We start from the raw sequence: 26,682 nt of genomic DNA, 5'->3' as shown, positions 1-26,682 counted from the left end.
CATCTGCGCCTTTAAGCTGAAGAGGACCTCAATGAAAACCCCACTGCGCGTTGCCGCACTCTCGGCCCTGTTACTGAGCGGCATGGCCCACGCCGCCGAACCCCTGACCATTGATGTTCACCGCGATGCCAATTGTGGCTGCTGCAAAACCTGGATTTCACATCTGCAGGCGAACGGCTTCAAGGTCAATGACCATGTCGAAGCCGACATGAGCAGCGTCAAGCAGCGCCTCGGCGTTCAGCCCCGACTGGCCTCGTGCCACACCGGCGTGATTAACGGCAAATTCGTCGAAGGCCACGTGCCCGCCGACCAGGTGGTTGCCTTGACCCGGCGCGACGACTTGAAAGGGATTGCCGTTCCCGGCATGCCGATCGGCTCTCCCGGTATGGAGATGGGCGATCGCAAAGACGCCTACCAGGTGATCGGCCTGACCCAAGAAGGTCGAGATGTGGTCGTTGCCGAGTACCCCGGTAACTGACCCTGAAAAGCCAGCCCGCGTACGCTTCAAGGCATGAAGCCAGTCACGGCGGGCTGGCGAACCGTCGGCGTTAAAACACCCGGTTCTGGCTCATTCCAAATCGTTCTAACCCCCGGTTGGCCCTCCCCCGCGTTCCTTGGTAGAACTACACCTATCGGCAGTCGATAAGCCCATATCGCACGATACGATTGAGTTCTGCATCGATCTACTGCCATCTACGTGAAAAAACCACGAGCACACTGCTTCTAATCCGGCTGCCTCGCGCCTACCGGTTTGCCCGATGGCAAGCGCGCCATCAGCGAAGATTGATCTGACGCAATTGGAGATAAATTTCCTACGCATTATCCATGACTTAGACGTCCGCAATCCGGCTTCTCTCCTACACTCATGGCTTCGTAAATCCTTCTGATGTTTAACGCTAAAAAAAACGAACCTTCTGCAATTGCACCGGGTCAGCTTAACAGTAGGGTCGTCGATTCTTGGTTCAATCCTTGCAACGCCCTCCTCACCCTTTGCGCATTACCACGCGATACACCAAGCAGTGTTGTGCCTGCCCACAGGAAGTGAGTAAGAACCCGACCAGGGGTCGGGGCAGATCAATAAAGATAACGGGAGAACACCATGATCAGTGCTGCTGCGACAAACCCACAGAATTGCCTGAATACGCTGGTCAATGAGGTGATAGCCGGTGCCACCCGGACACCGGCTGGCAAAGTAGCCGTACCGATCGCAGAAGCGCTCCCGATCAACCCGAATAAAAAGAAAGTCCTGTTTGTGACCTCCGAGCTGGCTGATCTGGTAAAAACCGGCGGTTTGGGGGATGTTTCAGCGGCATTGCCACGCGCCATGCGCCACTTGCACGATGTCCGTGTGTTGATTCCGGGCTATCCGCAGGTGATGAACAGCGACAACCCGATCCACGTGATTGGCGAATTGGGCGGCCATGCCGCGCTGCCACCGTGCAAGATCGGGCGCATGGACCTCAAGGACGGGCTGGTGATCTACGTATTGATCTGCCCCGAGCTGTATGAGCGCGAAGGCACGCCCTATGGCGCCAACAATGGCCGCGACTGGCCCGACAACCACATCCGCTTTGCCCGGTTAGGGCTGGCGGCGGCCGATATCGCCGCCAACCTGGCGCAAATTCACTGGCAGCCCGACCTGGTGCACGCCCACGACTGGCCCGCAGGTCTGGCCCCGGCGTACATGCACTGGCGCGGCCAGCGCACGCCGACGCTGTTCACCATTCACAACCTCGCCTATCAGGGCGTGGTCAGCCTTGCTTGCTGCCCGGAACTGGGCATCCCGTCCCACGCCCTGCAACAGGAAGGCATGGAGTTCTACGGCAAGTTGTCGTTTCTCAAGGCGGGTATGGCCTATTCAAGCCACATCACCACCGTCAGCGCCACCTACGCGCAAGAGATCACCACCCCGGCCTTTGGCTGCGGGCTGGACGGCTTTTTGCACAGCAAGACCCAGCAAGGCCTGCTCAGCGGCATCCCGAATGGCATCGATGAAAGCTGGGAAGCGTCCAGCGACCCGCACCTGATAGCACCGTTCTCCCTCGGTGAATGGCAAGGCAAGGCCACCAACGCCGATCACGTGCGCAGCCTGTTTGGCCTGGCCCCGTCCAAAGGCCCGCTGTTTGCCGTGGTCTCGCGCCTGGTGTACCAAAAAGGCCTGGACCTCACGCAAGGCGTGGCCGCCTACATCGTGGCCAACGGTGGGCAAATCGCAATCATTGGCCGTGGCGAACCTGAAGAAGAGCAAGCCATGCGCGAGCTGGCCTTGCGCTTCCCCGGCCAGATCGGCGTGCGCATCGGCTTCAATGAAACCGACGCCCGACGCATGTTCGCTGGCAGTGACTTCCTGTTGATGCCTTCGCGCTATGAACCTTGCGGCCTGAGTCAAATGTACGCGCAACGCTATGGCTCATTGCCCGTGGCGCGCAACACCGGCGGGCTGGCCGACACCATTGAAGATGGCATCACCGGCTTTCTGTTTAACGAATCCACCGTAGACAGCTACGAGCAGGCATTGAGCCGCGCTTTCAAGGTTTTCGCCTTCCCCGACCTGCTGAACGCCATGCGCTGCCGCGCCATGTCGGCCCCCTTCAACTGGTGTCAGGCCGTGGAACCCTACGCCCATCTTTATGAACAACTGGTGGTCAAATCCCTGAGCAGAGCCGGCAAACCCTGACCCGAGGCGTGTACCGATGCCTTTAAAAACCGTGGAACACGGCTCCCATGGTGCTCAGCGACTGGACGCGCATCACACGCGCTTCACTTTGTGGGCGCCCGATGCCTTTTACGTGAGCCTGGAGCTGCGCGACGGCCGCTCCCTGCCCCTCATTCCGCAAGCCGATGGCTGGTTTGCACTGGAAATCCCGTGCCCGGCCGGCACACGTTATCGCTTCAATATTGACGGCGAACTCGAGGTGCCCGATCCGGCGTCACGGGCGCAGGACGGCGGGCTGGCAGGCTGGAGCGTGGTGGTCGACCCTCGGGACTATCACTGGCGCCATCCTCACTGGAAAGGCCGCCCGTGGCAGGAAGCGGTGATTTATGAGGTTCACGTCGGCGCCATGGGCGGCTATGCCAATGTGGCCCGGCACCTGCCCCGGCTGGCTGAGATGGGGGTGACCGCCATCGAGTTGATGCCGCTGGCCCAATGTCAGGGCCAACGCAACTGGGGCTATGACGGTGCCCTGCTGTATGCGCCCCACGACAGCTACGGTTCGCCGCAAGCCCTCAAGCAATTAATCGACGACGCCCATGGCCTGGGGTTGATGGTGATGCTGGACGTGGTCTACAACCACTTCGGGCCGGAAGGTAATTACCTGTCGCGCTATGCCAGCCCCTTTTTTCGTAAAGACAGCCACACCCCGTGGGGCGCCGCGATCGATTACCAACGCCCGCCGGTGCGCGACTTCTTCATCGACAATGCCTTGATGTGGTTGTTGGAGTACCGCTTCGACGGTTTGCGCCTGGATGCCGTACACGCCATTGACGACCCGGCGTTCTTGCATCAGTTAGCCCATCAGGTACGGCGCCACACCGCGCCGGACCGCCATGTGTGGCTGACCCTGGAAAACGAGTTCAATCAGGCGGGCCTGCTGGAAAAATCCTTTGACGCGCAATGGAATGATGACGGCCATAACACCTTGCATGTGTTGCTGACCGGCGAAACAGACGCCTATTACGCGGAGTTCGCCGACAACCCCACGCAAAAACTGGCGCGCTGCCTGAGCCAGGGTTTTGTGTTCCAGGGCGAAGACAACCGACACGGGGTGGCGCGCGGTGAACCCAGCGGTCATCTTCCGCCCAGCGCGTTTGTGCTGTTCTTGCAGAACCACGATCAGATCGGTAATCGTGCAGCGGGCGAGCGTTTGCACCATTTGTGTGCGCCCCAGGCCTTGCGGGCTGCCACCGCCTTGCTGCTGTTGTCGCCGATGATCCCCTTGTTCTTTATGGGGGATGAAAGCGCGGCGCCCGAGCCGTTTCTGTTTTTCACCGATTACACCGGCGAACTGGCCGACGCCGTGCGTGAAGGCCGACGCAAGGAATTTGCCGAGTTCAGCACCTTCGCCTCGCCTGACGCGCATTCGACCGTGGCCGACCCGAACGCCCCTGAAACCTTTGCCCGCTCGCGCCCGGATTTTCGGGTGCCGGAGCGTGGTCCGCGGCGCGAGATGCTCACGCTGTACCAGCACCTGCTAGCACTGCGCCAGCAACAGATCGTGCCGCGCCTTGAAGGTTCGCAGGCCTTGGGCAGCAAAGTGCTGGCCGAAGGCGCCGTCACCGCCAGTTGGCGTCTGGGCGATGCCAGTGTGCTGCACATCACCGTGAACCTGAGCGGGCAGAGCGTGCCTTTTGTGGCGCCACTTGCCCAACCGGTCCTGTTCCAGACCCCACCCGATATGACCCTCGACGTGCAACAGCATCAGCGGCTGGTGCCTTACAGCGCGCTAGTCAGCCTGGTGCCGCCACCGACCCTTTCGCCCTTGATGGAGAGCGCCCATGAGTGACGCGCAACTGGAAATACTGGCGAGCCGTGCCGGACTGGCCGTGGACTGGGTAGATGCCAACGGCACCCCGCAGCGGGTTTCACCCCCTGTGCTGCGGGCGGTGCTCGCCGGGTTGGGCTTGCCCGCCGACAGCGACGAAGCCATCGAAACAAGCCTGCTCAACCTGCAACTGGAACAGCAAAACAAGCGCCTGCCGCCCCTGCTGACCGCCGACGTGGGCCGCAGCCTGGACCTGACCCGCTACTTTCACCCGCACAGCCAATGCGTGGTTCACCTCGAAACCGGCGGCTCGCTGGACATTGAGCTGGACGCCGACGCCTACCTGCCGGGCATGATCCCGGTGGGCTATCACCGGGCGCAAATCGGGGAACAACACTTCACGCTGGCCGTCGCCCCCGCACGCTGTTACAGCATCGCAGATGCGACGGACAGCGATACGCCGCGCACTTGGGGCTTAAGCACGCAGCTATACAGCCTTGTAAGACCGGGCGACGGTGGACTGGGCGACACCCAGGCGCTGGAAACCTTCGCCAAGGCCGCCGGAGAACGGGGGGCCGATGCACTGGCCATCAGCCCGATGCACGCCATGTTCAGTTGCGACCCCGACCGCTACAGCCCGTATTCACCCTCCAGCCGTTTGTTCCTCAACTATCTCTATGCCGCCCCGGCCAGCGTGCTGGGCGACAGCGTGGTACAGCAGGCCATTGATGACAGCGGCCTGCGCGAAGAATGGCAGCGCCTGGAACACCTGCCGCTGATCGACTGGCCCGCCGCCACCCGTGCCCGGCAAACCTTGCTACGCGCACTCTACGAAGAATTCGTGGTGGGCGAGCAGCCGCTGCGAGAGGATTTCAACGCCTTTTGCGACAGCGGCGGCGAATCACTGGAAAACCACTGCCGCTTCGAAGCCTTGCAGGTTCAGCGGCGCAGCGAGCAACTGAGCCAGGACTGGCGCGAGTGGCCCGAACAGTGGCGTGACCCCAACAGCCCTGCCCTGTTGCTGTTTGCTGAAGAACACCGCCACGACATCGGCTTTTACGCGTTTTGCCAATGGCTGGTCGCACGCTGCCTGGCCAAGGCCCACAAAGCGGCGCGCGACAGCGGCATGGCCGTGGGCCTGATCGCTGACCTGGCCGTCGGCGCAGATGGCGCCGGCAGTCAGGCTTGGTGCCGACAGGACGAACTGCTGTCGCAACTCACCGTGGGCGCCCCGCCCGACCTGCTTAACCGCCAGGGTCAGGGCTGGGGCATTTCGGCATTCTCACCGGACGGCCTCAAGCGCAACGGCTTTCGTGCGTTCATCGAAATGCTACGGGCCAACTTTGCCCACGCGGGTGGCCTGCGCATCGACCACGTCATGGGCTTGCAACGGCTGTGGGTGATTCCCCTGGGGGCAACCCCGGCAGACGGTGCTTATTTGTATTACCCGGTTGAAGACCTGCTGCGCCTGCTGGCCCTGGAGTCATTGCGCCATCGCGCGATTGTCCTCGGTGAAGACTTGGGCACGGTGCCTGAAGGCTTGCGCGACAAGCTCAGCGAACGCGCCATCCTCGGCATGCGCATCCTGTTGTTTGAACAGGATTACGGCGCCCGCTTCAGGCCAGTGCTGGAATGGCCCGACACGGCACTGGCCACCACCAGCACCCATGATCTGCCGACCCTCAATGGCTGGTGGCATGAACGGGACATCGACTGGAACGCACAACTGGGGCTGGTGGACGCCGACACCGAAGACCATTGGCGCGACAACCGTGCCCACGAGCGCAACGGTCTGCATCACGCGCTGAGCCTCGATCCGCAGAATTTTCAGGAGGAAGCCACCGGCGCCGATCAGGTGCTCAACGCCAGCGCACGCTTTTTGGGCCACACCCATGCGCCTCTGGTGTTGCTGCCTGTCGAGGATGCGCTGGGCGTGCTGGAGCAAGCCAACCTGCCGGGCACCGTGGGCACTCACCCCAACTGGCGACGACGCCTGCCGGTCGAGTGTGCTGCCTTGCTCGACCTTCCCCAGGTCGCCCGCCGCCTTGAGCTGCTGGCCTGTGCGCGCCTGCAGGCGCAGGAGCGTGATGAATGCACACACTGAGCACACCGATTCTGCGCGCCACCCAGCGTCTGCAATTTCACACAGGTTTCACCCTGGACGATGCGCGCCTGCAGGTGCCGTACTTTGCGCGCATGGGCATCAGCCACCTCTACGCTTCGCCGTTGCTGACGGCGCGGGACGGGTCGATGCACGGCTACGACGTGGTCGACCCGACCCGCGTCAGCCCGGCGCTCGGTGGTGAAGCCGCGCTGCGGCGCCTGGTGGCCGAGCTGCGCGCCCATGACATGGGGCTGATCCTCGATGTGGTGTCCAACCACATGGCGGTGGGCGGTGCTGATAACCCGTGGTGGCTGGACCTGCTGGCCTGGGGGCGCGCCAGCCCCTACGCGGAGTTTTTCGACATCCAGTGGCATTCCCCCGACCCCTTGCTCGAAGGGCAATTGCTGCTGCCCTTTTTGGGTAACGACTACGGCGCCACGTTAAAAGCCGGGGAACTGCCCTTGCGTTACGACGCGCAGTTGGGCCGCTTCTACACCGAGCACGGTCATCACCACTTCCCGATTTGCCCGCTGGATTATGGCTTCTTGCTGCACATCAGCGGCCAGCCCGACCTGCAATTTCTTGGCGAACGATTTACCGCGCTGCACCCGCTGCCCCACCCACGGGAGCACGCGGCGCCGCTGCATGCGGAGCTGGCCGCGCTCAGTGCCCGACCTGCGGTGCTGGCCGCCATTGAACAGCAACTGACGTGTTTCGATGCGCGCCACCCCAGCGGCCTGGAACGCCTGCACGCCCTGCTCGAACGTCAGTCTTATCGGCTGGCCAGTTGGCGCACGGCTGCCGACGACATCAACTGGCGGCGGTTTTTCGATGTCAACGAACTGGCCGGGCTGCGGGTCGAGCGGCCCCGCGTGTTTGAAGCCACCCATCAGAAGATCTTCGACCTGATCCGCGACGGGCTGGTGGACGGTTTGCGCATCGACCACGTGGACGGTCTGGCCGATCCCCGTGGCTACTGCCGCAAGTTAAGACGCCGCGTGGATGCCCTCGCACCGGACCGCCACGTGCCGATCTATGTCGAAAAAATCCTGGGGGCCGAAGAATCCCTGCCCGATGACTGGCAGGTTGACGGCACCACCGGCTACGAGTTCATGGACCAGGTCTCGCTGTTACAACACGACCCCGCAGGCGCCGCGCCGCTGGCCAGCCTTTGGGCCGAGCACAGCGAGCGCCCCGGCGACTTCCGCGAGCAGGCGCTGCTGGCCCGGCAACAGATCCTCAACGGTTCGCTGGCGGGCGATTGCGACCGCGTCGCCCTGGCCCTGCGTGACGTGGCCCGTGACGACCTGATGACCCGCGACCTGACGCTGGGCGCCATTACCCGTGCGTTGCAAGCGCTGGTGGTGCATTTCAGCGTGTACCGCACCTACATCAACGCCGCCGGGCGCAGGGCGGCCGATGACGAGGTGTTTCGCCGCGCCATGGAGGGCGCCCGCAATGACCTGAGCGAAGCCGACTGGCCGGTGCTGGAGTCCTTGCAACGCTGGTTGGGGGGCGATAACTGGCGCACCCGGCCTTACGGGCGCTCGCGCAAATTGCTCAAGCGCGCCTGCGTGCGTTTTCAACAACTCACCTCACCCACCGCTGCCAAGGCGGTGGAAGACACCGCGTTCTACCGCTATGGGGCGCTGCTCTCGCGTAACGATGTGGGCTTTGATGCCGAACGCTTCAGCGCCCCGGCGCAGGTCTTTCACCAGACCTGTGCCGAGCGCCTGCTGCATTTTCCCGACAATCTGTTGGCCACGGCCACCCACGACCACAAACGTGGCGAAGACTGCCGCGCACGGCTGGCGGTGATCAGCGAAAAGAGCGCCGACTACGCCCGGTGCATTGCGCGCTGGCGCCCGATGGCCCGCGCCCTGCGCAGCCACCGCGAAGGGCCATCGGCGGGCGATGAGTTGCTGCTCTACCAGATTCTGCTGTCGACCTGGCCACTGACACTATCACCCGATGACCCGCACGGCTTGGCGCACTACAACGAACGGGTGTGGCAATGGCAGCTCAAGGCCCTGCGCGAGGCCAAACTCGACACCCAATGGGCCGCGCCCAACGAGGCTTACGAGCAAGCGGTTCAGGCCTTCATTGAACAGCTGCTATTACATCCCCAAGGCGCCGCCCTGCGCGCCGAGATTCATGCCTTCAGTGAACAGTTGGCTCCGGCTGGCGCCCTGAACAGCTTGGCGCAATGCGTGCTCAAACTGACCACGCCGGGCGTGCCGGACCTCTATCAAGGCACCGAGTTCTGGGACTTCAGCCTGGTTGACCCCGACAACCGCCGCCCCGTGGACTTCGCCTTGCGCCAGCAACAGCTGGACATCCACGCGCCTGCGCCTGCGCTGCTCGATGACTGGCGCAACGGTGCGATCAAACAGGCCGTGATCGCCCGCACCCTGGCCATGCGCGCTGAACACCCGATGTTGTTCGCACGCGGGCGTTATGAGCCGTTGCACGTGACCGGCCCCCATGCCGATCGGGTGCTGGCGTTTGCGCGTGAGTGGCAAGGTCAATGGGCCGTGGTGGTGATCCCCCGTTTGAGTGCTCCACTGCTGCAAAACAACCCTTTGCCGTGGATTAATCCACGTGAATGGGCAGATACCCGCCTCGAATTACCGTTCGACGGAACTGAGCACAAATTAAATGGATTTTTTGCGCACCCCGTAGTCACTAACAATAAGGCGATAAGGGTCAGCGACGCTCTCGGTTCGTTCCCCGTCAACCTCATGATCACCACTTGATTCCAGGAGCTTTGCGATGAATAACGACGACAAACGCATTCGTGAATTTGCCTACCAGATCTGGGAATCCGAAGGCAAACCCGAAGGTCAGGAAGCACGTCACTGGGAAATGGCCCACACGCTGGCCCAGGCCGAAGCGCTGGCCCCTAAAAAAGCCGCCGCCAGCAAAGCCAAACCCAAGGCAGCCCCGGCCGCCAGCGTGAAACCGGCCGCTAAAGAGCCCGCGGCGAAAAAACCGCGCGCACCGCGCAAGCCCGCGTCTTGACTGCCCGGTGCGTCACGCCCTGACGCACCGCACCGCACCCCGTTTTTAACAGGACCGTAATGCCTGACGGCCGCGCTTTGCCTGCCGTTTGTGAAGCCCTCGATACAGCCAGGAGTCACTATGACCAAGCGCAAGTCAGCCCCACCCGTTACACCGGACGTTGAACCCTCACGCCTCAGGGAGGGCCTGCCCTTCCCGCTCGGCGCCACATGGGACGGGCTAGGTGTTAACTTCGCGATTTTTTCGGCCAACGCCACCAAGGTCGAGCTGTGCCTGTTTGATGAAACCGGTGAAGTGGAACTCGAACGCATCGAACTGCCGGAGTACACCGACGAGACCTACCACGGGTATTTGCCCGATGCGCACCCCGGCCAAATCTACGGCTACCGGGTCTACGGCCCGTATGACCCGCAAAACGGCCATCGCTTCAACCACAACAAATTGCTGATCGACCCCTACGCCAAACAACTGGTGGGCGAACTCAAGTGGTCAGAAGCCCTGTTCGGCTACACCATCGGCCACCCGGACGGCGATTTGAGCTTCGATGAACGCGACAGCGCGCCGTTCGTGCCCAAATGCAAGGTCATCGACCCGGCCCATACCTGGGGCCACGACCACCGCCTGATCGTGCCGTGGGACAAAACCATCTTTTATGAAACCCACGTGCGCGGCATCAGCATGCGCCACCCCGACGTGCCGGACGCCGTGCGCGGCACCTTTGCCGGGTTGATGGTAGACGAGGTGATCGAGCACATTCGCAAACTCGGGGTCACCAGCGTCGAGCTGCTGCCGGTGCATGCGTTCGTCAACGACCAGCACCTGCTGCAAAAGGGCATGACCAACTACTGGGGCTACAACAGCCTGGCGTTCTTCGCCCCCGACCCGCGCTACCTGGCCAGCGGCAAGATTGCCGAATTCAAGGAAATGGTCGCGCACCTGCACGAGGCCGGGCTCGAGGTGATTCTGGACGTGGTCTACAACCACACCGCCGAGGGCAACGAGCAAGGCCCGACCCTGTCCATGCGCGGCATCGACAACGCGTCGTACTACCGCCTGATGCCAGACGACAAGCGCTACTACATCAACGATTCCGGCACCGGCAACACGCTGGACCTGAGCCACCCGTGCGTGCTGCAAATGGTCACCGACTCGCTGCGCTATTGGGCCCATGAGATGCATGTCGACGGGTTCCGCTTTGACCTGGCCACGATTCTGGGCCGCTACCACGACGGTTTTAACGAGCGGCACAGTTTCCTCGTGGCCTGCCGTCAGGACCCGTTGCTGCGGCAAGTGAAAATGATCGCAGAACCCTGGGACTGCGGCCCCGGCGGCTACCAGGTCGGGGGCTTCCCGCCGGGCTGGGCCGAGTGGAACGACCGCTTTCGCGACACCGTGCGGGCCTTCTGGAAAGGCGATGACGGGCAACTGGCCGACTTCGCGGCACGCATGACCGCCTCCGGCGAGCTGTACAACCAGCGCGGACGGCGGCCTTATTCCTCGGTCAACTTCATCACCGCCCACGATGGCTTCACGTTGCACGACCTGGTGTCCTACAACGACAAGCACAACGAAGCCAACGACGAAAACAACCAGGACGGCAGCAACAACAACCTGTCATGGAACCACGGCGTCGAAGGGCCGACCGACGACCCCGAAATCAATGCCCTGCGCCTGCGCCAGATGCGCAACTTCTTTGCCACCCTGCTGCTGGCCCAAGGCACACCGATGATCGTCGCCGGGGATGAATTCGCCCGGACCCAGCACGGCAATAACAACGCCTACTGTCAGGACAGCGAAATCGGCTGGATCAACTGGGACCTGGACGAGGACGGCAAGTCGCTGCTCAAGTTCGTCAAGCGCCTGATCAAATTGCGCAACAGCTACCCGATCCTGCGCCGTGGCCGCTTTCTGGTGGGGCATTACAACGAGGAGCTGGGGGTCAAGGACGTCACGTGGCTGGCCCCGGATGGCAATGAAATGTCCATCGAACAGTGGGAAGACCCGCAAAGCCGCAGTTTCGGCATGCTGCTCGACGGCCGGGCGCAGGTGTCCGGGGTCCAGCGCTCAGGCGCCGATGCCACGTTGCTGATCGCGTTCAACGCCCAGCACGACGGCGTGGACTTCATCTTGCCCCACGTGCCCGAAGGCACAGGCTGGATCTGCAAGTTCGACACCTTCGACCCGGACTTCAAGAGCCCGCACACCCTGGCGTTCGGCAGCACGTACGGCGTTAACGGCCGTTCGGTGGCGCTGTTCGAACTGGAGCATCTCAAGGACGCGGGCTGACCATGAATCTGCATGATTTTCTCGAAGATTGTGCCTCGCCCCTGAACACCCCGCAGGCACTGGGGCAGTGCTTGCGGCACATGGTCGAGGCCGGGCTGGATCAATTACCCCTGCCCGGCAGCGGATTGACCCTGCAACGCTGGCAGCAACTGGCGCTGGTGGCCGGGCATGACCTGGGGCTGTGCAAAGTGTACGAAGGCCACACCGATGCACTGGCCACGCTGCGTGAACTGGGCGCCCGGCCGGTGCCTCCCGGCAGCACGTGGGGCCTGTGGGCCGCCGAGCCGCCCAACGCCCGCGTGCACCTGCGCGAGGTCAACGGCCACTGGCGGATCAGCGGGCGTAAAGCCTGGTGCTCGGGGGCAGGCGTGGTCAGCCACGGGTTGCTCACGGTCTGGGATGAACAAGGCGGCCAGCAACTGGTGGCGGTCGACATGCAACAGCCGGGGGTCAGCGTTTCCAGTGAAGGCTGGGAAGCCGTGGGCATGGCGGCGACGGCCAGTGTCGACATTCTGTTTGAGCAGGTGCCCTGCACCCGCGTGGGGCAACCCGGCGACTATTTGCGTCGCCCCGGCTTTTGGCAGGGCGCCATCGGCATTGCCGCGTGCTGGTATGGCGCGGCGTACCGGCTGGGCGAGTCCCTGCAACAACACGCTGCCCAACGCGCCGAACCCCATGCACTGGCGCATTTGGGCGCGGTGCAGGCGGCGCTGTTCGGGGCACGCAACACCCTTATCGTGTGCGCAGGGCAGCTGGACGAAGCGCCCACCGCCGACTGTCAGGCACTGGCCCGGCAAACCCGGGCGCAGGTCGAAGACGTTGCCGAACAGGTGCTTCGCCACGTCGGCCGCGCACTGGGGGCCGGGCCGTTTTGCAAAGACCCGCACTTTGCCCGTCTGAGCGCTGACCTGCCGGTTTACCTGCGCCAAAGTCATGCTGAACGCGACCTGGAAGCCTTGGGCGAATGGGCCGCGCAAACGCCTCGGAGGCACTGGCCCCTATGAAAGAAAACCTGATTGTGGGCAGCGGCACACCGCTGCAACACTGGCGCGACTCTCAACGGCTGGCCAATTTGCCGTCGGTGGAGGTGACCGAACTGGTGCCGCAAGGCTCGCGGGCGGTCATCGTCGCCCCTCACCCGGATGACGAAGTGTTGGGCACCGGCGGCCTGCTGCAATTGATCAACACCCTCAACCGCCCGCTGTTGCTGATCTCGGTCACGGATGGCACCGCCAGCCATCCCGGCTCCAGCTTATGGCCCGCGTGCGATTTGGCGTACCAACGTGCCCTCGAGTCGGAAGAAGCCTTGACCCGCCTGGGCCTGCCGGTGACTGAACTGCACTGGGTCCGGGGCGGTTTTGCTGACAGCCAGGTGGCGGCCGATGAAGCGTTGCTCACCGCCTTTATCGAACAGCACCTTAAACCCGACGATGTGGTGTTCAGCACGTGGTGCCGCGATGGCCACTGCGATCACGACGCCGTCGGCCGCGCCAGCCGCCAAGCGGCGGCCAACGTGGGCGCCTGCGTGCATGAACTGCCGATCTGGACCTGGCACTGGGCGCATGACGACGACCCGCGCGTGCCGTGGGAACGGGCTCGACGCCTCGACCTCAGCGCCCACGCGGTAGCGCGCAAACGCTATGCCGCGCAGGCCTTCACCAGCCAGATCCACGAAGACCCGAGCACCGGTGCCGGGCCGGTACTCGGCGCACTGGCGCTGGAACGGTTGCTGCAACCCTATGAAGTTGTTTTTGTACAGGGATGAACCATGAGTGTCTCGACTGCTTTTTTTGATCAGCTCTACGCCCACAACAATGACCCGTGGGCCTTTCGCGAGCGTTGGTATGAACAACGCAAGCGCGCCATCACCCTGGCCAGCCTGCCGCGCCAGCATTACCCGGCGATTTTCGAGGTGGGCTGCGCCAATGGCGAGTTAAGCGCCGGGCTGGCGCAGCGTACCGACTGGCTGCTGGCGTGCGACACCTCGGCCAAGGCCGTGGAACTGGCGCGCCAGCGTCTGAGCGACTGCCCCAACGTTGAAGTGCGCAAAAGCCGCGTGCCTGAACAGTGGCCCGAGCGCCGCTTCGACCTGATCGTCATCAGCGAAGTGGCGTATTACCTGGACCCTAAAGCGCTGGAAGAGTTGATCGAACTGGCGCTGCTCAGCCTGGCCCCCGACGGCCAACTGCTGGCCTGTCACTGGCGACCGGCCATCGAAGGCTGCACGCTCACCGGTGACGAGGTGCACGCCCTGCTCCACAACGCATTGGGCTGGCCGCGACTGGCGCAGCACGTTGAAGACGATTTCATCCTTGAAGTGTGGGGCCGCGACCCTATGTCTGTAGCCAGCCTGGAGGGATTGCGATGATCGGCGTGCTGATTCCCGCGCATAACGAACAGGCACTGATTGCCCATTGCCTGCATGCCGTGCTCAGCGCCAGCCGTCATCCGCAGCTCAAGGCAGAACCGGTGCGCGTGCTGGTGGTGCTCGACAGTTGCGACGACCTGTCGGCCGACATTGCGGCGCAATACGACGTCGACGTGCTGGCGATTAATGCCCGCAACGTGGGCGCCGCCCGTGGCGCCGGTGCGCAATGGCTGCTGGAACGCGGCGCACGCTGGATCTCGTGTACCGATGCCGACAGCCGCGTGGCCGAAGATTGGCTGGTGGCGCAGTTGGCGTTGGGCAAAGACGCGGTGTGCGGCACGGTGACCGTCGAAGACTGGGGCAGCGCCATCGATGAGGCCGCCCGCGCCCGCTACCAGGCGGCCTATGAAGCACGGGACGGCCATCGGCATATCCATGGCGCCAACCTGGGCTTCAGTGCCAACGCCTACCGGCGCGCCGGGGGATTCCAGCCGCTGGCGTGTCACGAAGATGTGCACCTGGTCAAGCAGCTGGAGGCGTGCGGCGCGTCCATCGCCTGGAGCCACCGCCCGCAAGTCATCACCAGCGCCCGGCTCGACTGCCGCGCCGCAGGCGGCTTTGGTGATTACTTAAGGTCACTGCTTAGCGTGGCCGAACATGACCAACATCAAGCGGGGTCGCGACCCGACGCGCTATAAAAAAGGCAGTGCCGCACCCGAACGGTCTGTCTCGGCCTGCGTCGAACCCAGGTGACCCCACGCACAGGAGAGACCATGACCCTCGATATAGCCGGTAACAACCTTGAACCCCCTGCTCCGCTGACAGCGCCTGCCGTGCACCGCATGAAGGTGCTGACCGTCAACACCCACAAGGGGTTTACCGCCTTCAATCGACGTTTCATCCTGCCGGAACTGCGCGACGCCGTGCGCAGCACCGGGGCCGATCTGGTGTTTTTGCAGGAAGTGCTCGGCGAGCATGAGAAACACGCGTCGCGCTACGACCAATGGCCTGCCATGTCGCAGTACGAGTTTTTGGCCGACAGCATGTGGAACGATTTTGCCTACGGTCGCAATGCGGTTTACCCGGACGGCCACCACGGCAATGCCGTGCTGTCCAAATACCCGATCAAATCGTGGCGCAATCTGGACGTCTCCATCACCGGCCCGGAACGCCGCGGCCTGCTGCACTGCGTACTGGATGTACCCGGCCATGACCAAGTGCACGCGATTTGTGTGCACTTGAGCTTGCTGGAGAGTCATCGCCAGTTACAGATTGTGTTGCTCAACCAACTGCTCAAATCCTTGCCGCCCGAAGACCCGGTCATCATCGCCGGGGACTTCAACGACTGGAAACAGCAAGGCAACGCCGCCCTCAGGCAGCGAGACGACCTGCATGAGGCCTTCGAGCGCCACCACGGCAAACTGGCGAAAACCTACCCGGCGCGCTGGCCCCTGCTGAGGCTGGACCGCATTTACCTGCGCAATGCCCGCAGCCGCAACCCGCAAATCCTCGACGGCAAACCCTGGACTCATCTTTCGGACCATTTGCCGTTGTCGGTCGATGTGCATTTGTAGTCACTGCCGCTAGTCACTGCCGGGGCGTGCCCCGGCAGTGGCCGGTCAGTGCGGTTTGAGGATCAACACCCCCAGCGGCGGCAGGTTCAGGGCCAGTGAATGGGTTTGCCCATGGCTGGGCAGCGCCTCAGTGCCCACGCCTCCGCCATTGCCATAGTTGGAGCCCGCGTAAGTATCGGCGTCGCTGTTGAGCACTTCTTGCCAAGTGCCCGCGAACGGCACGCCAATCCGGTATCCCTGACGCGGCACGGGGGTGAAGTTGGCCACCACCAACAGCGGCTGGCCGTCTTTGCTCCAGCGCAACCACGCATACACGCTGTTGGTGGCGTCATCGCCGATCAGCCATTGAAAGCCCTGCGCTACGTCGTCCTGATCGTGCAGGGCCGGGCAATCGCGGTACAGGCGGTTCAAGTCACCCACCAGCTTCTGCACGCCTTGGTGTTCGGGGTATTGCAGCAAGTACCAGTCCAGTTGCTGATCGTGGTTCCACTCGCGCCACTGGCCAAACTCACAGCCCATGAACAACAGCTTTTTGCCCGGATGGGTCCACATGAAACTCAGGTACGCCCGCAAGTTGGCAAACTTCTGCCAGCGATCGCCGGGCATTTTGTCGATCAACGAGTGTTTGCCGTGCACCACTTCGTCGTGGGAGATCGGCAGGATAAAGCGCTCGGTCCAGGCATACACCAGCCCGAAGCTCAGCTCGTTGTGGTGGTGCGCGCGGTAAACCGGGTCTTGCTGAATGTAGTGCAGCGAATCATGCATCCAGCCCATGTTCCATTTGTAGGAAAACCCCAACCCGCCTTCATCGGTGCGCTGACTGACGCCCGGCCAGGCCGTGGACTCTTCAGCGATCATCAGCGCGCCGGGGGCTTCAAGTGCCACCACGTCGTTGAGGTGGCGCAAAAAGTCGATGGCTTCCAGGTTCTCCCGCCCGCCATGCCGGTTCGGGATCCACTCACCGGGTTGACGCGAATAATCGCGGTACAGCATGGAGGCCACTGCATCCACCCGCAGCCCGTCGATGTGGAAGTCTTTGAGCCAGTGCAGCGCGGACGCCAGCATAAAACCGTGAACTTCGGTGCGGCCCAGGTTGTAGATCAGGGTGTTCCAGTCTTTGTGGAAGCCTTCGAGCGGGTTGGCGTATTCGTACAGCGCCGTGCCATCAAACTGGGCCAGACCGTGCTCGTCATTGGGGAAATGCGCCGGCACCCAGTCCAGAATCACGCCGATACCCGCCACGTGACAGGCATTCACAAACGCGCCGAAGTCATCCGGCGAGCCATACCGCGCACTCGGGGCAAATTGCGACAGCGGCTGATAGCCCCACGAGCCGCCGAACGGGTGCTCCATGATCGGCATCAGCTCGATGTGGGTGAAGCCCATCTCACGCACGTAAGGGATAAGCCGCTGCGCCAATTCGTGCCAGGTGTATTGGCGGGCCACTTCGCCCACCTCGTCCACTTCGCACTGCCACGACCCGACGTGCAGTTCGTAGATCGACAACGGCGCGTCGGGGCGTTGCAACTGGCCACGGGCCTGCATCCAGTCCTGGTCCTGCCAGTCCACCGCCAGCGGCGAGGCGACTTTGGACGCGGTCTGCGGCGGCCGTTGCGTGGCAAGGGCCATGGGGTCGGCCTTGAGCGGCAAAATCCCGTGTTCACCCAGAATTTCGTATTTGTAGGCTTCACCCGCCTGTAAACGCGGGATAAAAATTTCCCACACCCCGCTCGGATGGCGCAGGCGCATCGGGTGGCGGCGGCCATCCCAGATATTGAAATCGCCCACCACCGACACGCGCCGGGCATTGGGCGCCCACACGGCAAAGCGCACGCCGGGGACGCCGTCGACGCTCATCACCTGAGCGCCCAGGCAATGACTGAGGTCGCGGTGATTGCCTTCGGCAAACAGGTACAGGTCCATCTCGCCCAACAGCGGGCCGAAGCTGTAGGGGTCTTCGCTGGTTTGCTCGCCCCCGGCCCACTGGATACGCAATGCGTACGCACGCGGCTCGGCGAACTGGCCGACGAACAACCCCGGCACGTCAGGGCACGACAACGGCCCCAGCACGTCGCCTGTCTCGCGGTCGACCACATTGACGCTCAACGCCTGCGGTAAAAACGCCCGAATGTAATACCCGCCTAGCCCGTCCGCATGGGGGCCCAACACCGAAAAAGGATCGCGGTGCTCGGCGTTAATCAACGCCTCAATGTCTTGCCGAGTGGGCAATAAACCACCACGTGCCTTACCCAGATCCTTGCCAGCACTCATTGTTTCTCTCCGTTCAAAGGCTTGGACATGCCTGGCACCTGACTGAGCAAGGCGCTCAGCCCGCGCAGTGGAACCTGTAGCCAGGCAGGCCGGTTGGCCGCTTCATAGATCACTTCATAGGCCGCCTTTTCCAGGCTGAAGAGGGTCAGTGCAGCCTGCGGGCCACCCTCCACCTTCCAGCCTGAAGCCAGATTAGCTGTTGCGTGGGAATACGCCTGCGTCAAGGCACCGCGCGCTTGCTCAAGGTAACGCTCGACCACGCGCTGGCGGGCCAGGTCGGCTTCGGGCGAATGGTCCGCCTGTTGCACCTGTGCCACCGCCATGGCGGCGGCGTAGTCGAACGAACGCAGCAGCCCGCTGAGGTCTTTGTACGGGCTGTGGCGGCTGCGTCTTTCTTGCAAGGGCCGCGCCGGTTCACCTTCAAAGTCGATGAAATACGCATCGCCCTGCACCACCAGCACCTGCCCCAAGTGCAAGTCGCCATGCACGCGAATCAAGGGACCGCCAAGGGTGTGATCGGCCAGGGAGGTGACGTAAGCGCCGATCTCGCGCTCATGTTTGAGCCAGTGCTTGACCTGCGCCTGATCCTCGGCGGACAACTGCGACAGGTGAGCGTCGAGTTGCTGCAACGCCGCGTGGACCTGCCGACTGATGGCCGTGGCCCAATGGCGTGCCTCTTTCGCGCCGGTGGTCTGCGGCGTGAAATCCGGGTTGTCGGTCGCGCTGGCCAGCACCTGATGCATTTCGCCCAGCCGGCGGCCCAGCACGGCCGCAAAGTCGGCCAGCTCGCCCAGGGCGTTGTAGTGCTGATCGTGTTCGGACATGGCATCCGCCAGCTCGTCACGAATGGCGCGCTCCAGATTGTTTTGGGTCCAGGTCCACGCATCGCCCTGATTGCTCAGATAGCCTTGGGCGATCATCAGCAAGGTGCTTTCGCCGTCGGCGTCATGGCGCTCCACGGCACCGAGCAACGGGGAAATATTCGGGTAGCCCGCCGCCGTGAGGTAAGCGCCCATTTCCAGCTCCGGGTGCACGCCAGTGCTGAGCTGACGAATGAGTTTGAGCACCAGGGTGCCGCCGACCACCACCGAGCTGTTGGACTGCTCGGCCGACAGGTAACGAATCTCGCTGTTTTCATCCAGACCCTGTTTAGCCCACTGCGCGGTCGGGGTGAACCGGATCTGACCTGCGTCGCTGTCCAGCACCGTACCGGCGTGTAGGTGGCTCAACACCGTGCGCACAAACGGTTCAAGGCTGAACGCATCGGTAATGAAGCCGACCTGACGCACCCGTCGGGCGCGGCACAGGACCAATTGCTGAGCCAGGGCGCTGACGGGCTGATCTTCACCCACGACCCCGAGCGGCAGTTGGTAACGACGCGGCTGACCGCCCGCGGTCACCCGCACTTCGGTCAGCAACATCGGCGTGTCGGCCTGCCCCAGGCGTGTGCCGTACACCCACTCCACGTGCTCGATAGGCGCGCCTTTTTGCCCGTACCAGCGCTGCTTGGGCAGCCAGGCAGGCAGGGTGACGCGCTCCAGAGTGGTGCGGGTCGGCGCTTCGAGCACTTCTTCAATGCGTTTTTTGATCACCAGCGTGACCAGCTCCGGCAGGCTTTGTACCGGCTCGGCGTGCCAGCCCGGCATTTGGCTTTCCGGCGCCAGCAGGAACCAATAGAAGCCATACGGCGCCAGCGTCAGCATGAAGTGCAACTGGCCAATCGGCGGGAACGCATTGCCGCCGAGCATTTCCACCGGCACCCGGCCGCCGTACTCGCTGAGGTCCAGCTCAACCGCCTGCGCGCTGCGCGACACGTTGGCCACGCAGAGGATGGTTTCGTTCTTACCCTGGCTGTCGGTGTATTCGCGAATGTAGGCCAACACCCTGCGGTTGCTCGGTGACAGCATTTTCAGGCTGCCGCGGCCGAAGGCTTGCTGTTGCTTGCGCACGGCCAGCAACCGGCGAGTCCAGTTGAGCAACGAGTGCGGGTCGCCGGACTGGGCCTCGACGTTGACGGACTGGTAGCCGTACAACGGGTCCATGATCGGCGGCAGCACCAGGCTGGCCGGGTTGGCCCGCGAAAACCCGCCATTGCGGTCAATCGACCACTGCATGGGGGTGCGCACGCCGTCGCGGTCGCCCAGATAGATGTTGTCGCCCATGCCGATTTCATCGCCGTAATACAAGGTGGGCGTGCCGGGCATGGACAGCAACAGGCTGTTGAGCAGCTCAATGCGCCGACGGTCGCGCTCCATCAAGGGTGCCAGGCGCCGCCTGATGCCCAGGTTGATCCGCGCACGACGGTCCGCAGCGTAGTAATTCCACAGGTAATCGCGTTCTTTGTCGGTGACCATTTCGAGCGTCAGCTCATCGTGGTTGCGCAAAAAGATCGCCCACTGGCAATTGGCGGGGATTTCCGGGGTCTGGCGCAGGATGTCGGTGATCGGAAAGCGGTCTTCCTGCGCCAGCGCCATGTACATGCGCGGCATCAAGGGGAAATGGAACGCCATGTGGCATTCGTCGCCATTGATGCCGTCGGTGTCACCGAAGTACTGCTGGGTGTCCTCGGGCCATTGGTTGGCCTCGGCCAGCAGCATGCGGTCCGGGTAGTGGGCATCAATTTCGGCGCGGATCTGTTTCAGAATCTGATGGGTTTCGGGCAGGTTTTCATTGTTGGTGCCATCGCGTTCGATCAAGTACGGAATGGCATCCAGGCGCAGGCCATCGATGCCCATGTCCAGCCAGTAGCGCATCACCGCCAGCACTTCTTTCATGACCTGCGGGTTGTCGAAGTTAAGGTCGGGTTGGTGGGAGTAGAAACGATGCCAATAGTATTGGCCCGCGACCGGGTCCCACGTCCAGTTTGAGCTTTCGGTGTCGAGAAAGATGATGCGCGTGCCGTCGTACTTTTCGTCGGTGTCGGACCACACGTAATAATCCCGGGCCTTGGAGCCGGGTTTGGCGTGCCGCGCCTTTTGAAACCAGGGGTGTTGGTCAGAGGTGTGGTTGATCACCAGCTCGGTAATGACCCGCAGGCCACGCTTGTGGGCTTCAGCGATGAAGCGCTTCACATCGGCCAGGGTGCCGTAATCCGGGTGGACGCCGCGATAATCGGCGATGTCGTAGCCATCGTCACGCCGTGGCGATGGGTAGAACGGCAGCAGCCACAGGGTGTTGACCCCCAGCTCCGCGATGTAATCGAGTTTGCTGATCAAGCCCGGAAAATCGCCGATTCCGTCATTGTTGGAGTCGAAAAACGATTTCACGTGCACTTGATAAATCACCGCGTCCTTGTACCAGAGCGGGTCGTTGATAAAACTTGCGGTTGCGACGTTCTTTGCCATGGGTAATACCTGCTGATTCGCACGCGCGAGGCCGCCCGGGCAGCGGCTCAAGGCTCGGTTAAAGAGGTTTGATGCGCCAGATGCCGAAGGGCTGGACCGCTGGATCAAGCCGCGTCCATTGGGTTTTGCCGTACCAGGTCCAGCGATGGCCGCTCATCAAGTCTTCGCCGCGGGTGGCGGCATCGTCGGGCAACCCCATTTCCCACAAGGGCAATTCAAAATGGGCCTCTTGCACGTGATGCGGGTCCAGATTGATGGCCACCAGCACCCAGTTGCTGCCATCGGCGCTGCGCTTGCCGAAATACAGAATGTTGTCGTTCCAGGCGTTGTAGAACGTCACGCCCAGATGCGTGTGCAAGGCCGGGTTTTGTCGGCGGATGCGGTTGAGCTGGGCAATCTCGGCCACGATGTTGTCGGGCGCGGTGAAGTCACGGGGGCGGATCTGGTATTTCTCGGAATCCAGGTATTCCTCCCGTCCCGGCAAGGCGGCGGACTCGCACAGCTCAAACCCCGAATACATGCCCCATAACCCCGAGCCCATGGTGGCGAGCGCGGCGCGGATCAAGAACCCCGCACGCCCCGACTCCTGAAGAAAGCGTGGGTTGATGTCCGGGGTATTGACGAAGAAGTTGGGCCGAAAGCACTCACGCAACGGGCTTTGGTTGAGCTCGGTGAAGTACTGGGTCAGCTCGGCCTTGGTGTTGCGCCAGGTGAAATAGGTGTAGCTCTGGGAGTACCCCACTTTGCCCAGTCGCGCCATCATCGCCGGGGTGGTGAAGGCTTCGGCCAGAAAGATCACCTCGGGGTGCGCGCTACGCACGTCGGCAATCAGCCATTGCCAGAACGGCAGCGGCTTGGTGTGAGGGTTGTCCACGCGGAACAGCTTGACCCCTTCTTGCACCCAGCCCAGCACGATGTCGCGCAGGGCCAGCCACAGCGAAGGAATCGCATCCGGCGCATAGAAATCGACGTTGACGATGTCCTGGTATTTTTTCGGCGGGTTTTCCGCATAGCGGATCGTGCCGTCCGGGCGCCAGTTGAACCAGCCGGGATGCTGGGTCAGCCAGGGGTGGTCTTGGGAGCACTGGATGGCGAAATCCAGCGCGATCTCCAGCCCGTGGGAAGCGGCGGCCTGCACCAGACGGCGAAAATCGTCGCGGGTGCCCAACTGCGGGTGAATCGCCTCGTGCCCGCCTTCTTCGCTGCCGATGGCATACGGACTGCCGGGATCGTCCGGCCCGGCTTGCAGGGAGTTATTGGGCCCCTTGCGATGACGGCGGCCGATGGGGTGAATCGGCGGAAAATACAGCACGTCAAAGCCCATGTCGTGAATCATCGGCAGTCGCTCGATCACGTCATTAAAGGTGCCGTGCCGGGCGGGATCGTGGGTCATCGAACGCGGGAACAGTTCGTACCAGCTGGCGAACTCCGCGAGCGGGCGCTCCACCTCGACCGGGTAGCGAGGACTGAGGCTGACGTAGGCGTGATATTGCGCCTGTGCCATGAGGTGAGCGCTGCTTTCATGGAGAAACAGCGCCACCTGTTCGGTTTCGAGCAAACCGGCCAGTTGAATCAACAGCGTCTGCAACTGCGCCTGAAGCTCACCCTGGGTGCGCTCGATGGCGTGTTGCACCAGCACGCGGCCTTCTTGCAGCTCAAGGCTCACCGGCACCCCGGCCTGGTGTTTTTTCTCCAGCTCGTGGCAAAAACTGGCAAAGCGATCGATCCAGGCTTCGATGCAGAACTCATAGCGTCCCTGCAACGGCACCTCGAACTGCCCCGCCCAGCCATCATTGCCCACGAACGTCATGGCCGCGGTGGACCATTCTTGATGCTCGGCACGGCGCCAATGCAGCATCACGGCCAGTTGATCGTGGCCATCGGTGAAGACCTTGGTGGTGACGTCCACCGTCCGCCCTTGGGTTGCCTTGACGGCAAACTGGCCGTTTTCCAGCACCGGGGAGGTGCTTTCGATGGCAATGCGCGGCAGCAGCAGCGCATGGGACAGAGGCAATACAGCGGTTGAATCTGAATCCTGGAAATCAGCAGTCATCGAGCATCACTCCTCACGCCCATGGACGCTAACGTGTGTCGTTTCAAAGCACTTTCCGGCATTGACACCGGGCATCTAGGGGTCTGTTCCCAATCCGCTTGGAGCAACTCCGCCCTGCGTTACGTGGGCGTTCGTCCCTTCGGGTCGCATGTCACGGGTAGCCAACGACGCGGCTTGCCCTGAAACGGGAACAGACCCTAGCTTGGGAGGGAGCATCCGCTTTAAAAGTTCAGACTGTTTTAAAAGGCTCCGTTGGTCGTGTGGCGGGAGTGTTTTGTGCAGGTCACCGGTCAACCCCTATGAAGACCTGACGTTTATCCGCCGCTGAAAACAGCCATGAGGCCTACTGATGAGTATTCCGATTCCTGCGCACACGCCGGACCCGAACATTGACGATCCGGTGATCCCGCCCTCTGACCCGCCACCGGCTCCTGAACAGGACTCACCGCTGGCCGATCCAAAGCCGGTGGGCGACCCACCCAGCGAGATGCCGCCCATCAAGGGCAACCCCGCCGCTTAAGAGGCAGATTAAGGAGAGCCACCATGAGTTTTGTCATCGATCGAAATCGCGGCATCTGCGTCTTTTCACGCAGTGAAGGTGAGTTACAGGTGCCGTTACCCAAGATCATCGTCATGAACAACAACCCTTCAGGCCTATCAGAAGCACGGGTTGGCCACGTACTCATCAACATTACCGAGCAAGAGGCAGAAACCCTGGTCGGCGCAGGCGCGGTGGATCAACGGAACATGCGGCATGCCACCAGCCCGGATTCACCGATCTGAACCGTCCTTTTGCCCCCACGACGAGCACCGTTACCCCGGTGCTCGCCGCAACGCTCAACGCACGACGTACAGCGGGTATTCAGGGCTGAGGGTCAAGCAGGTACGCGGCTGGGCATCACGCATCAAGGCTTTGGTGCGTTCATTCATCAAACAGGCAATTTGCTCAGGCGGCGACACACGCCTCACGTGGAGGTGCAGCGCCTGTAACGGGTATTGTCGCTCCTCATCACACCGCTCGAGCGCCTGCACGATATGCGCTAACCCGGTATCGATCAGTGATTGCGGCGGCTCGCCTGACTGCACCGCTTTTTCCAGCGCCAGACAATACCCGCCATAGCTGTCGATCCACGCGTCGATGCAAAACACATGGGGCCCCGGTTGATCGATCAGGATCTGGCCGTACCACACGCGATTGCCCAAGGTATGCAGGTGCAGGCTGTCGCCGTCACTGCTGTCGACATGCCGCCAGCGCACAATCACTGCCAGTGGTCCGGACGTGAGGCAATACGCATGACTGGTGACTTTTAATAACTGGCCGACCACGGCCTTGGCCGGTTGCTGGCCGAAATCAACAACCGGCTCGGTGTTTTCGATCACGATCTGCGGCAGCTCCAGGCCGCTTTTTATTCCATCTGACTCTGAACCTGGTTCAAACCACGCCCCGGCTGACATTCATTGACTCCTCAACACACACATAAGCGCTGGCTCACCCTACTCAATTCTGGAGCTCTGTTGTCAGGTGAGTCGCATTTTCCTTGATCTCGATCAGCATCATCCAAGACGCATTCGGTTACAAGCTGACACCCCATAAATACTGCTCTTCAGCGGGGTGCAGCCGGTTGTCGCAGGCACCTCGAAAAAACCATCTGATCCGCTTTTAAAACAGATAGCTGAGTCTGTTATGCAAACAGTCCGCTCGGCATAGTGCTCCGGCCTGATGGAGGCTGATGAGCGAAGACCATGAGCGAACATATTCCCGTCCAGATTATTGAATCATTTGAGGCTTCTCGACCCAGAGCCGCAAAACCCAAAAACGCATCCAGCGATAACGCGATTCATACCCGCAGTTTTTCTGGTCTGTTCCGTACCCTTCGATTAATCGGTGCAGGGTTTCTGTTTCTGCTGTTCTTCGGCACTGTCTGGCTCAGTTGGGACGGGCGTCAAGCCGTCCTGTGGGACCTGTCCGAAAGCAAGTTCCACATCTTTGGCGCCACCTTCTGGCCTCAGGACTTCATCTTGCTGTCCGGGCTATTGATCATAGCCGCGTTCGGTTTGTTCACTATTACGGTGTTTGCTGGACGCGTGTGGTGTGGCTACACCTGCCCGCAAAGCACCTGGACCTGGTTGTTCATGTGGTGCGAAAAGGTCACCGAAGGCGACCGCAACCAACGCATCAAACTCAAGGCCGCGCCCTGGAGCCTCCCGAAAATCGCGCGCCGTACCGCCAAGCATGCGTTGTGGCTGGCGATCAGCGTGATGACGGCATTGACGTTTGTCGGCTATTTCACACCCATTCGGCCGCTGGCCACAGAACTGCTGACCCTGGAAATGGCTGGCGTCAGTCTGTTCTGGGTGCTGTTCTTCACCGGCGCCACGTACATCAACGCGGGATGGCTGCGTGAAGCCGTGTGCATGCACATGTGCCCGTATGCGCGGTTCCAGAGTGTGATGTTCGACAAGGACACGCTGGCCATTTCTTATGACGTGGCCCGTGGCGAATCCCGTGGACCGCGCAAACGCGGGACCGACCCTAAACAGGCCGGGCTGGGCGATTGCATCGATTGCCACATGTGTGTGCAGGTGTGTCCGACCGGTATCGACATTCGCGACGGCTTGCAGATGGAATGCATCGGCTGTGCGGCCTGTATCGATGCCTGTGATTCGGTGATGGACAAAATGGGCTATGCCCGCGGGCTGGTGCGCTACACCTCCGAACACGAATTGCAGGGTGGCAAGACCCACCTGCTGCGCCCGCGCCTGATTGGCTATGCGGTGGTGCTGGTGGTCATGATCGGTGCTCTGGTGGTGGCGTTGAACCAACGCAGCATGGTGTCACTGGATGTGATCAAAGACCGCGGCTTGTTCCGTGAGAACAGCCAGGGCCAGATCGAAAACATCTACAGCCTGAAAATCATCAACAAAACCCAGGATACCCAGCACTATCGTGTGTCGCTCAAGGACGGCGAGGGTTACCAGTTGCAAGGTAAAACCGAGTTGACCCTGGCACCCGGCGAAATCACCGACCTGCCGGTCTCGGTTGCCCTGCTGGCCGATCGCCCGACCAGCAGCTCGCAGACCATCACGTTCGTGGTCACGGACACCGATCAGCCCAGCGTGCGCGGTGTGGCTGACAGCCGTTTCGTAGCGCCGCTCAACCGCTGAGGCGTACCCGCC

General features: G+C 62.2%; 19 protein-coding genes. 15 read left to right on the top strand and 4 right to left on the bottom strand.

The genetic code is table 11. From position 1 onward, the window contains the following. Window positions 1-31 precede the first annotated feature (31 nt). The 12 genes from IF654_RS10230 to IF654_RS10175 all read left to right on the top strand — a co-directional run bounded on the left by IF654_RS10230 (window position 32) and on the right by IF654_RS10175 (window position 15,837). A complete protein-coding gene (locus IF654_RS10230) occupies window positions 32-478 on the top strand; it encodes a DUF411 domain-containing protein (RefSeq protein WP_047274876.1) in 447 nt (148 codons plus the stop codon). Between the two features lie 621 nt (window positions 479-1,099). Continuing rightward, window positions 1,100-2,677 carry a glycogen synthase GlgA gene (gene glgA, locus IF654_RS10225; protein ID WP_047274879.1) on the top strand — a complete coding sequence of 526 codons (1,578 nt, stop codon included), beginning with the start codon at window positions 1,100-1,102 and terminating at the stop codon, window positions 2,675-2,677. Between the two features lie 16 nt (window positions 2,678-2,693). Then, window positions 2,694-4,505, top strand: a complete 1,812-nt coding sequence (gene treZ / locus IF654_RS10220) for a malto-oligosyltrehalose trehalohydrolase (RefSeq protein ID WP_083333841.1) — start codon at window positions 2,694-2,696, stop codon at window positions 4,503-4,505. After that, window positions 4,498-6,588, top strand: a complete 2,091-nt coding sequence (gene malQ / locus IF654_RS10215; RefSeq protein ID WP_094988134.1) for a 4-alpha-glucanotransferase — start codon at window positions 4,498-4,500, stop codon at window positions 6,586-6,588. Before treZ ends, malQ begins: the two co-directional genes overlap by 8 nt. Continuing rightward, window positions 6,576-9,344 (top strand): malto-oligosyltrehalose synthase, encoded by a 2,769-nt coding sequence (locus IF654_RS10210; RefSeq protein ID WP_095022773.1) that lies wholly within the window; start codon window positions 6,576-6,578, stop codon window positions 9,342-9,344. Before malQ ends, IF654_RS10210 begins: the two co-directional genes overlap by 13 nt. Before the next feature lie 16 nt (window positions 9,345-9,360). Continuing rightward, the gene (locus tag IF654_RS10205) at window positions 9,361-9,609 is read left to right on the top strand and encodes a DUF2934 domain-containing protein (protein WP_047280330.1); all 249 of its coding nucleotides are present in this window, start codon (window positions 9,361-9,363) and stop codon (window positions 9,607-9,609) included. Between the two features lie 120 nt (window positions 9,610-9,729). Next, window positions 9,730-11,895, top strand: coding sequence for a glycogen debranching protein GlgX (gene glgX / locus IF654_RS10200; protein WP_047274886.1), 2,166 nt, complete (start codon window positions 9,730-9,732; stop codon window positions 11,893-11,895). A gap of 2 nt (window positions 11,896-11,897) precedes the next feature. Beyond that, a complete protein-coding gene (locus IF654_RS10195; RefSeq protein ID WP_047274888.1) occupies window positions 11,898-12,899 on the top strand; it encodes an acyl-CoA dehydrogenase family protein in 1,002 nt (333 codons plus the stop codon). Then, the gene (locus IF654_RS10190) at window positions 12,896-13,660 is read left to right on the top strand and encodes a PIG-L deacetylase family protein (RefSeq protein ID WP_047280363.1); all 765 of its coding nucleotides are present in this window, start codon (window positions 12,896-12,898) and stop codon (window positions 13,658-13,660) included. Before IF654_RS10195 ends, IF654_RS10190 begins: the two co-directional genes overlap by 4 nt. Before the next feature lie 3 nt (window positions 13,661-13,663). Beyond that, window positions 13,664-14,263, top strand: a complete 600-nt coding sequence (locus tag IF654_RS10185; RefSeq protein ID WP_047280332.1) for an SAM-dependent methyltransferase — start codon at window positions 13,664-13,666, stop codon at window positions 14,261-14,263. Then, window positions 14,260-14,961: a glycosyltransferase family 2 protein gene (locus IF654_RS10180; RefSeq protein ID WP_047274892.1), complete on the top strand. Its 702-nt coding sequence runs from the start codon at window positions 14,260-14,262 to the stop codon at window positions 14,959-14,961. The genes IF654_RS10185 and IF654_RS10180 overlap by 4 nt, the downstream gene beginning before the upstream one ends. 75 nt (window positions 14,962-15,036) lie before the next feature. Beyond that, a complete protein-coding gene (locus IF654_RS10175; protein WP_047274894.1) occupies window positions 15,037-15,837 on the top strand; it encodes an endonuclease/exonuclease/phosphatase family protein in 801 nt (266 codons plus the stop codon). Between the two features lie 45 nt (window positions 15,838-15,882). Here IF654_RS10175 and glgB read toward each other — a convergent pair whose 3' ends face one another. The 3 genes from glgB to IF654_RS10160 are packed head-to-tail and all read right to left on the bottom strand — an operon-like array spanning window position 15,883 to window position 23,505. Next, window positions 15,883-18,108 carry a 1,4-alpha-glucan branching protein GlgB gene (gene glgB / locus IF654_RS10170; RefSeq protein ID WP_047274896.1) on the bottom strand — a complete coding sequence of 742 codons (2,226 nt, stop codon included), beginning with the start codon at window positions 18,106-18,108 and terminating at the stop codon, window positions 15,883-15,885. Beyond that, window positions 18,105-21,452 (bottom strand): maltose alpha-D-glucosyltransferase, encoded by a 3,348-nt coding sequence (gene treS, locus IF654_RS10165; RefSeq protein WP_094988139.1) that lies wholly within the window; start codon window positions 21,450-21,452, stop codon window positions 18,105-18,107. Before treS ends, glgB begins: the two co-directional genes overlap by 4 nt. A 58-nt stretch (window positions 21,453-21,510) precedes the next feature. Beyond that, window positions 21,511-23,505: an alpha-1,4-glucan--maltose-1-phosphate maltosyltransferase gene (locus IF654_RS10160; protein WP_194862503.1), complete on the bottom strand. Its 1,995-nt coding sequence runs from the start codon at window positions 23,503-23,505 to the stop codon at window positions 21,511-21,513. A 349-nt stretch (window positions 23,506-23,854) separates the two neighbouring features. On the opposite strand from IF654_RS10160, the gene IF654_RS10155 reads away from it, so the two are divergent. Next, window positions 23,855-24,025 (top strand): hypothetical protein, encoded by a 171-nt coding sequence (locus tag IF654_RS10155; protein WP_169835865.1) that lies wholly within the window; start codon window positions 23,855-23,857, stop codon window positions 24,023-24,025. A 23-nt stretch (window positions 24,026-24,048) separates the two neighbouring features. Continuing rightward, entirely contained in the window at window positions 24,049-24,288 is a 240-nt protein-coding gene (locus IF654_RS10150; protein ID WP_047274902.1) for a DUF3203 family protein, read from the top strand. 54 nt (window positions 24,289-24,342) lie between these two features. Here IF654_RS10150 and IF654_RS10145 read toward each other — a convergent pair whose 3' ends face one another. Further along, on the bottom strand, window positions 24,343-24,960 hold the full coding sequence (locus IF654_RS10145) for a maltotransferase domain-containing protein (protein ID WP_094988141.1): 618 nt from the start codon (window positions 24,958-24,960) through the stop codon (window positions 24,343-24,345). Window positions 24,961-25,248: 288 nt separating this feature from the next. On the opposite strand from IF654_RS10145, the gene ccoG reads away from it, so the two are divergent. Continuing rightward, the gene (gene ccoG / locus IF654_RS10140; RefSeq protein WP_047274907.1) at window positions 25,249-26,670 is read left to right on the top strand and encodes a cytochrome c oxidase accessory protein CcoG; all 1,422 of its coding nucleotides are present in this window, start codon (window positions 25,249-25,251) and stop codon (window positions 26,668-26,670) included. The last annotated feature ends 12 nt before the right edge of the window (window positions 26,671-26,682 follow it).

The organism is Pseudomonas lundensis, assembly GCF_015377145.2.
GTDB classification, from domain to species: Bacteria; Pseudomonadota; Gammaproteobacteria; order Pseudomonadales; family Pseudomonadaceae; genus Aquipseudomonas; species Aquipseudomonas lundensis.
Note: the sequence above shows the minus strand (reverse complement) of the source record. Positions and strands in the feature narration are given on the sequence as shown.

Bases quoted from the DNA above. Each gene is read 5' to 3' on its own strand.
- IF654_RS10230 (WP_047274876.1), top strand. From the start codon at position 32: ATGAAAACCCCACTGCGCGTTGCCGCACTCTCGGCCCTGTTACTGAGC.
- glgA (WP_047274879.1), top strand. From the start codon at position 1,100: ATGATCAGTGCTGCTGCGACAAACCCACAGAATTGCCTGAATACGCTG.
- treZ (WP_083333841.1), top strand. From the start codon at position 2,694: ATGCCTTTAAAAACCGTGGAACACGGCTCCCATGGTGCTCAGCGACTG.
- malQ (WP_094988134.1), top strand. From the start codon at position 4,498: ATGAGTGACGCGCAACTGGAAATACTGGCGAGCCGTGCCGGACTGGCC.
- IF654_RS10210 (WP_095022773.1), top strand. From the start codon at position 6,576: ATGCACACACTGAGCACACCGATTCTGCGCGCCACCCAGCGTCTGCAA.
- IF654_RS10205 (WP_047280330.1), top strand. From the start codon at position 9,361: ATGAATAACGACGACAAACGCATTCGTGAATTTGCCTACCAGATCTGG.
- glgX (WP_047274886.1), top strand. From the start codon at position 9,730: ATGACCAAGCGCAAGTCAGCCCCACCCGTTACACCGGACGTTGAACCC.
- IF654_RS10195 (WP_047274888.1), top strand. From the start codon at position 11,898: ATGAATCTGCATGATTTTCTCGAAGATTGTGCCTCGCCCCTGAACACC.
- IF654_RS10190 (WP_047280363.1), top strand. From the start codon at position 12,896: ATGAAAGAAAACCTGATTGTGGGCAGCGGCACACCGCTGCAACACTGG.
- IF654_RS10185 (WP_047280332.1), top strand. From the start codon at position 13,664: ATGAGTGTCTCGACTGCTTTTTTTGATCAGCTCTACGCCCACAACAAT.
- IF654_RS10180 (WP_047274892.1), top strand. From the start codon at position 14,260: ATGATCGGCGTGCTGATTCCCGCGCATAACGAACAGGCACTGATTGCC.
- IF654_RS10175 (WP_047274894.1), top strand. From the start codon at position 15,037: ATGACCCTCGATATAGCCGGTAACAACCTTGAACCCCCTGCTCCGCTG.
- glgB (WP_047274896.1), bottom strand. From the start codon at position 18,108: ATGAGTGCTGGCAAGGATCTGGGTAAGGCACGTGGTGGTTTATTGCCC.
- treS (WP_094988139.1), bottom strand. From the start codon at position 21,452: ATGGCAAAGAACGTCGCAACCGCAAGTTTTATCAACGACCCGCTCTGG.
- IF654_RS10160 (WP_194862503.1), bottom strand. From the start codon at position 23,505: ATGACTGCTGATTTCCAGGATTCAGATTCAACCGCTGTATTGCCTCTG.
- IF654_RS10155 (WP_169835865.1), top strand. From the start codon at position 23,855: ATGAGTATTCCGATTCCTGCGCACACGCCGGACCCGAACATTGACGAT.
- IF654_RS10150 (WP_047274902.1), top strand. From the start codon at position 24,049: ATGAGTTTTGTCATCGATCGAAATCGCGGCATCTGCGTCTTTTCACGC.
- IF654_RS10145 (WP_094988141.1), bottom strand. From the start codon at position 24,960: ATGTCAGCCGGGGCGTGGTTTGAACCAGGTTCAGAGTCAGATGGAATA.
- ccoG (WP_047274907.1), top strand. From the start codon at position 25,249: ATGAGCGAACATATTCCCGTCCAGATTATTGAATCATTTGAGGCTTCT.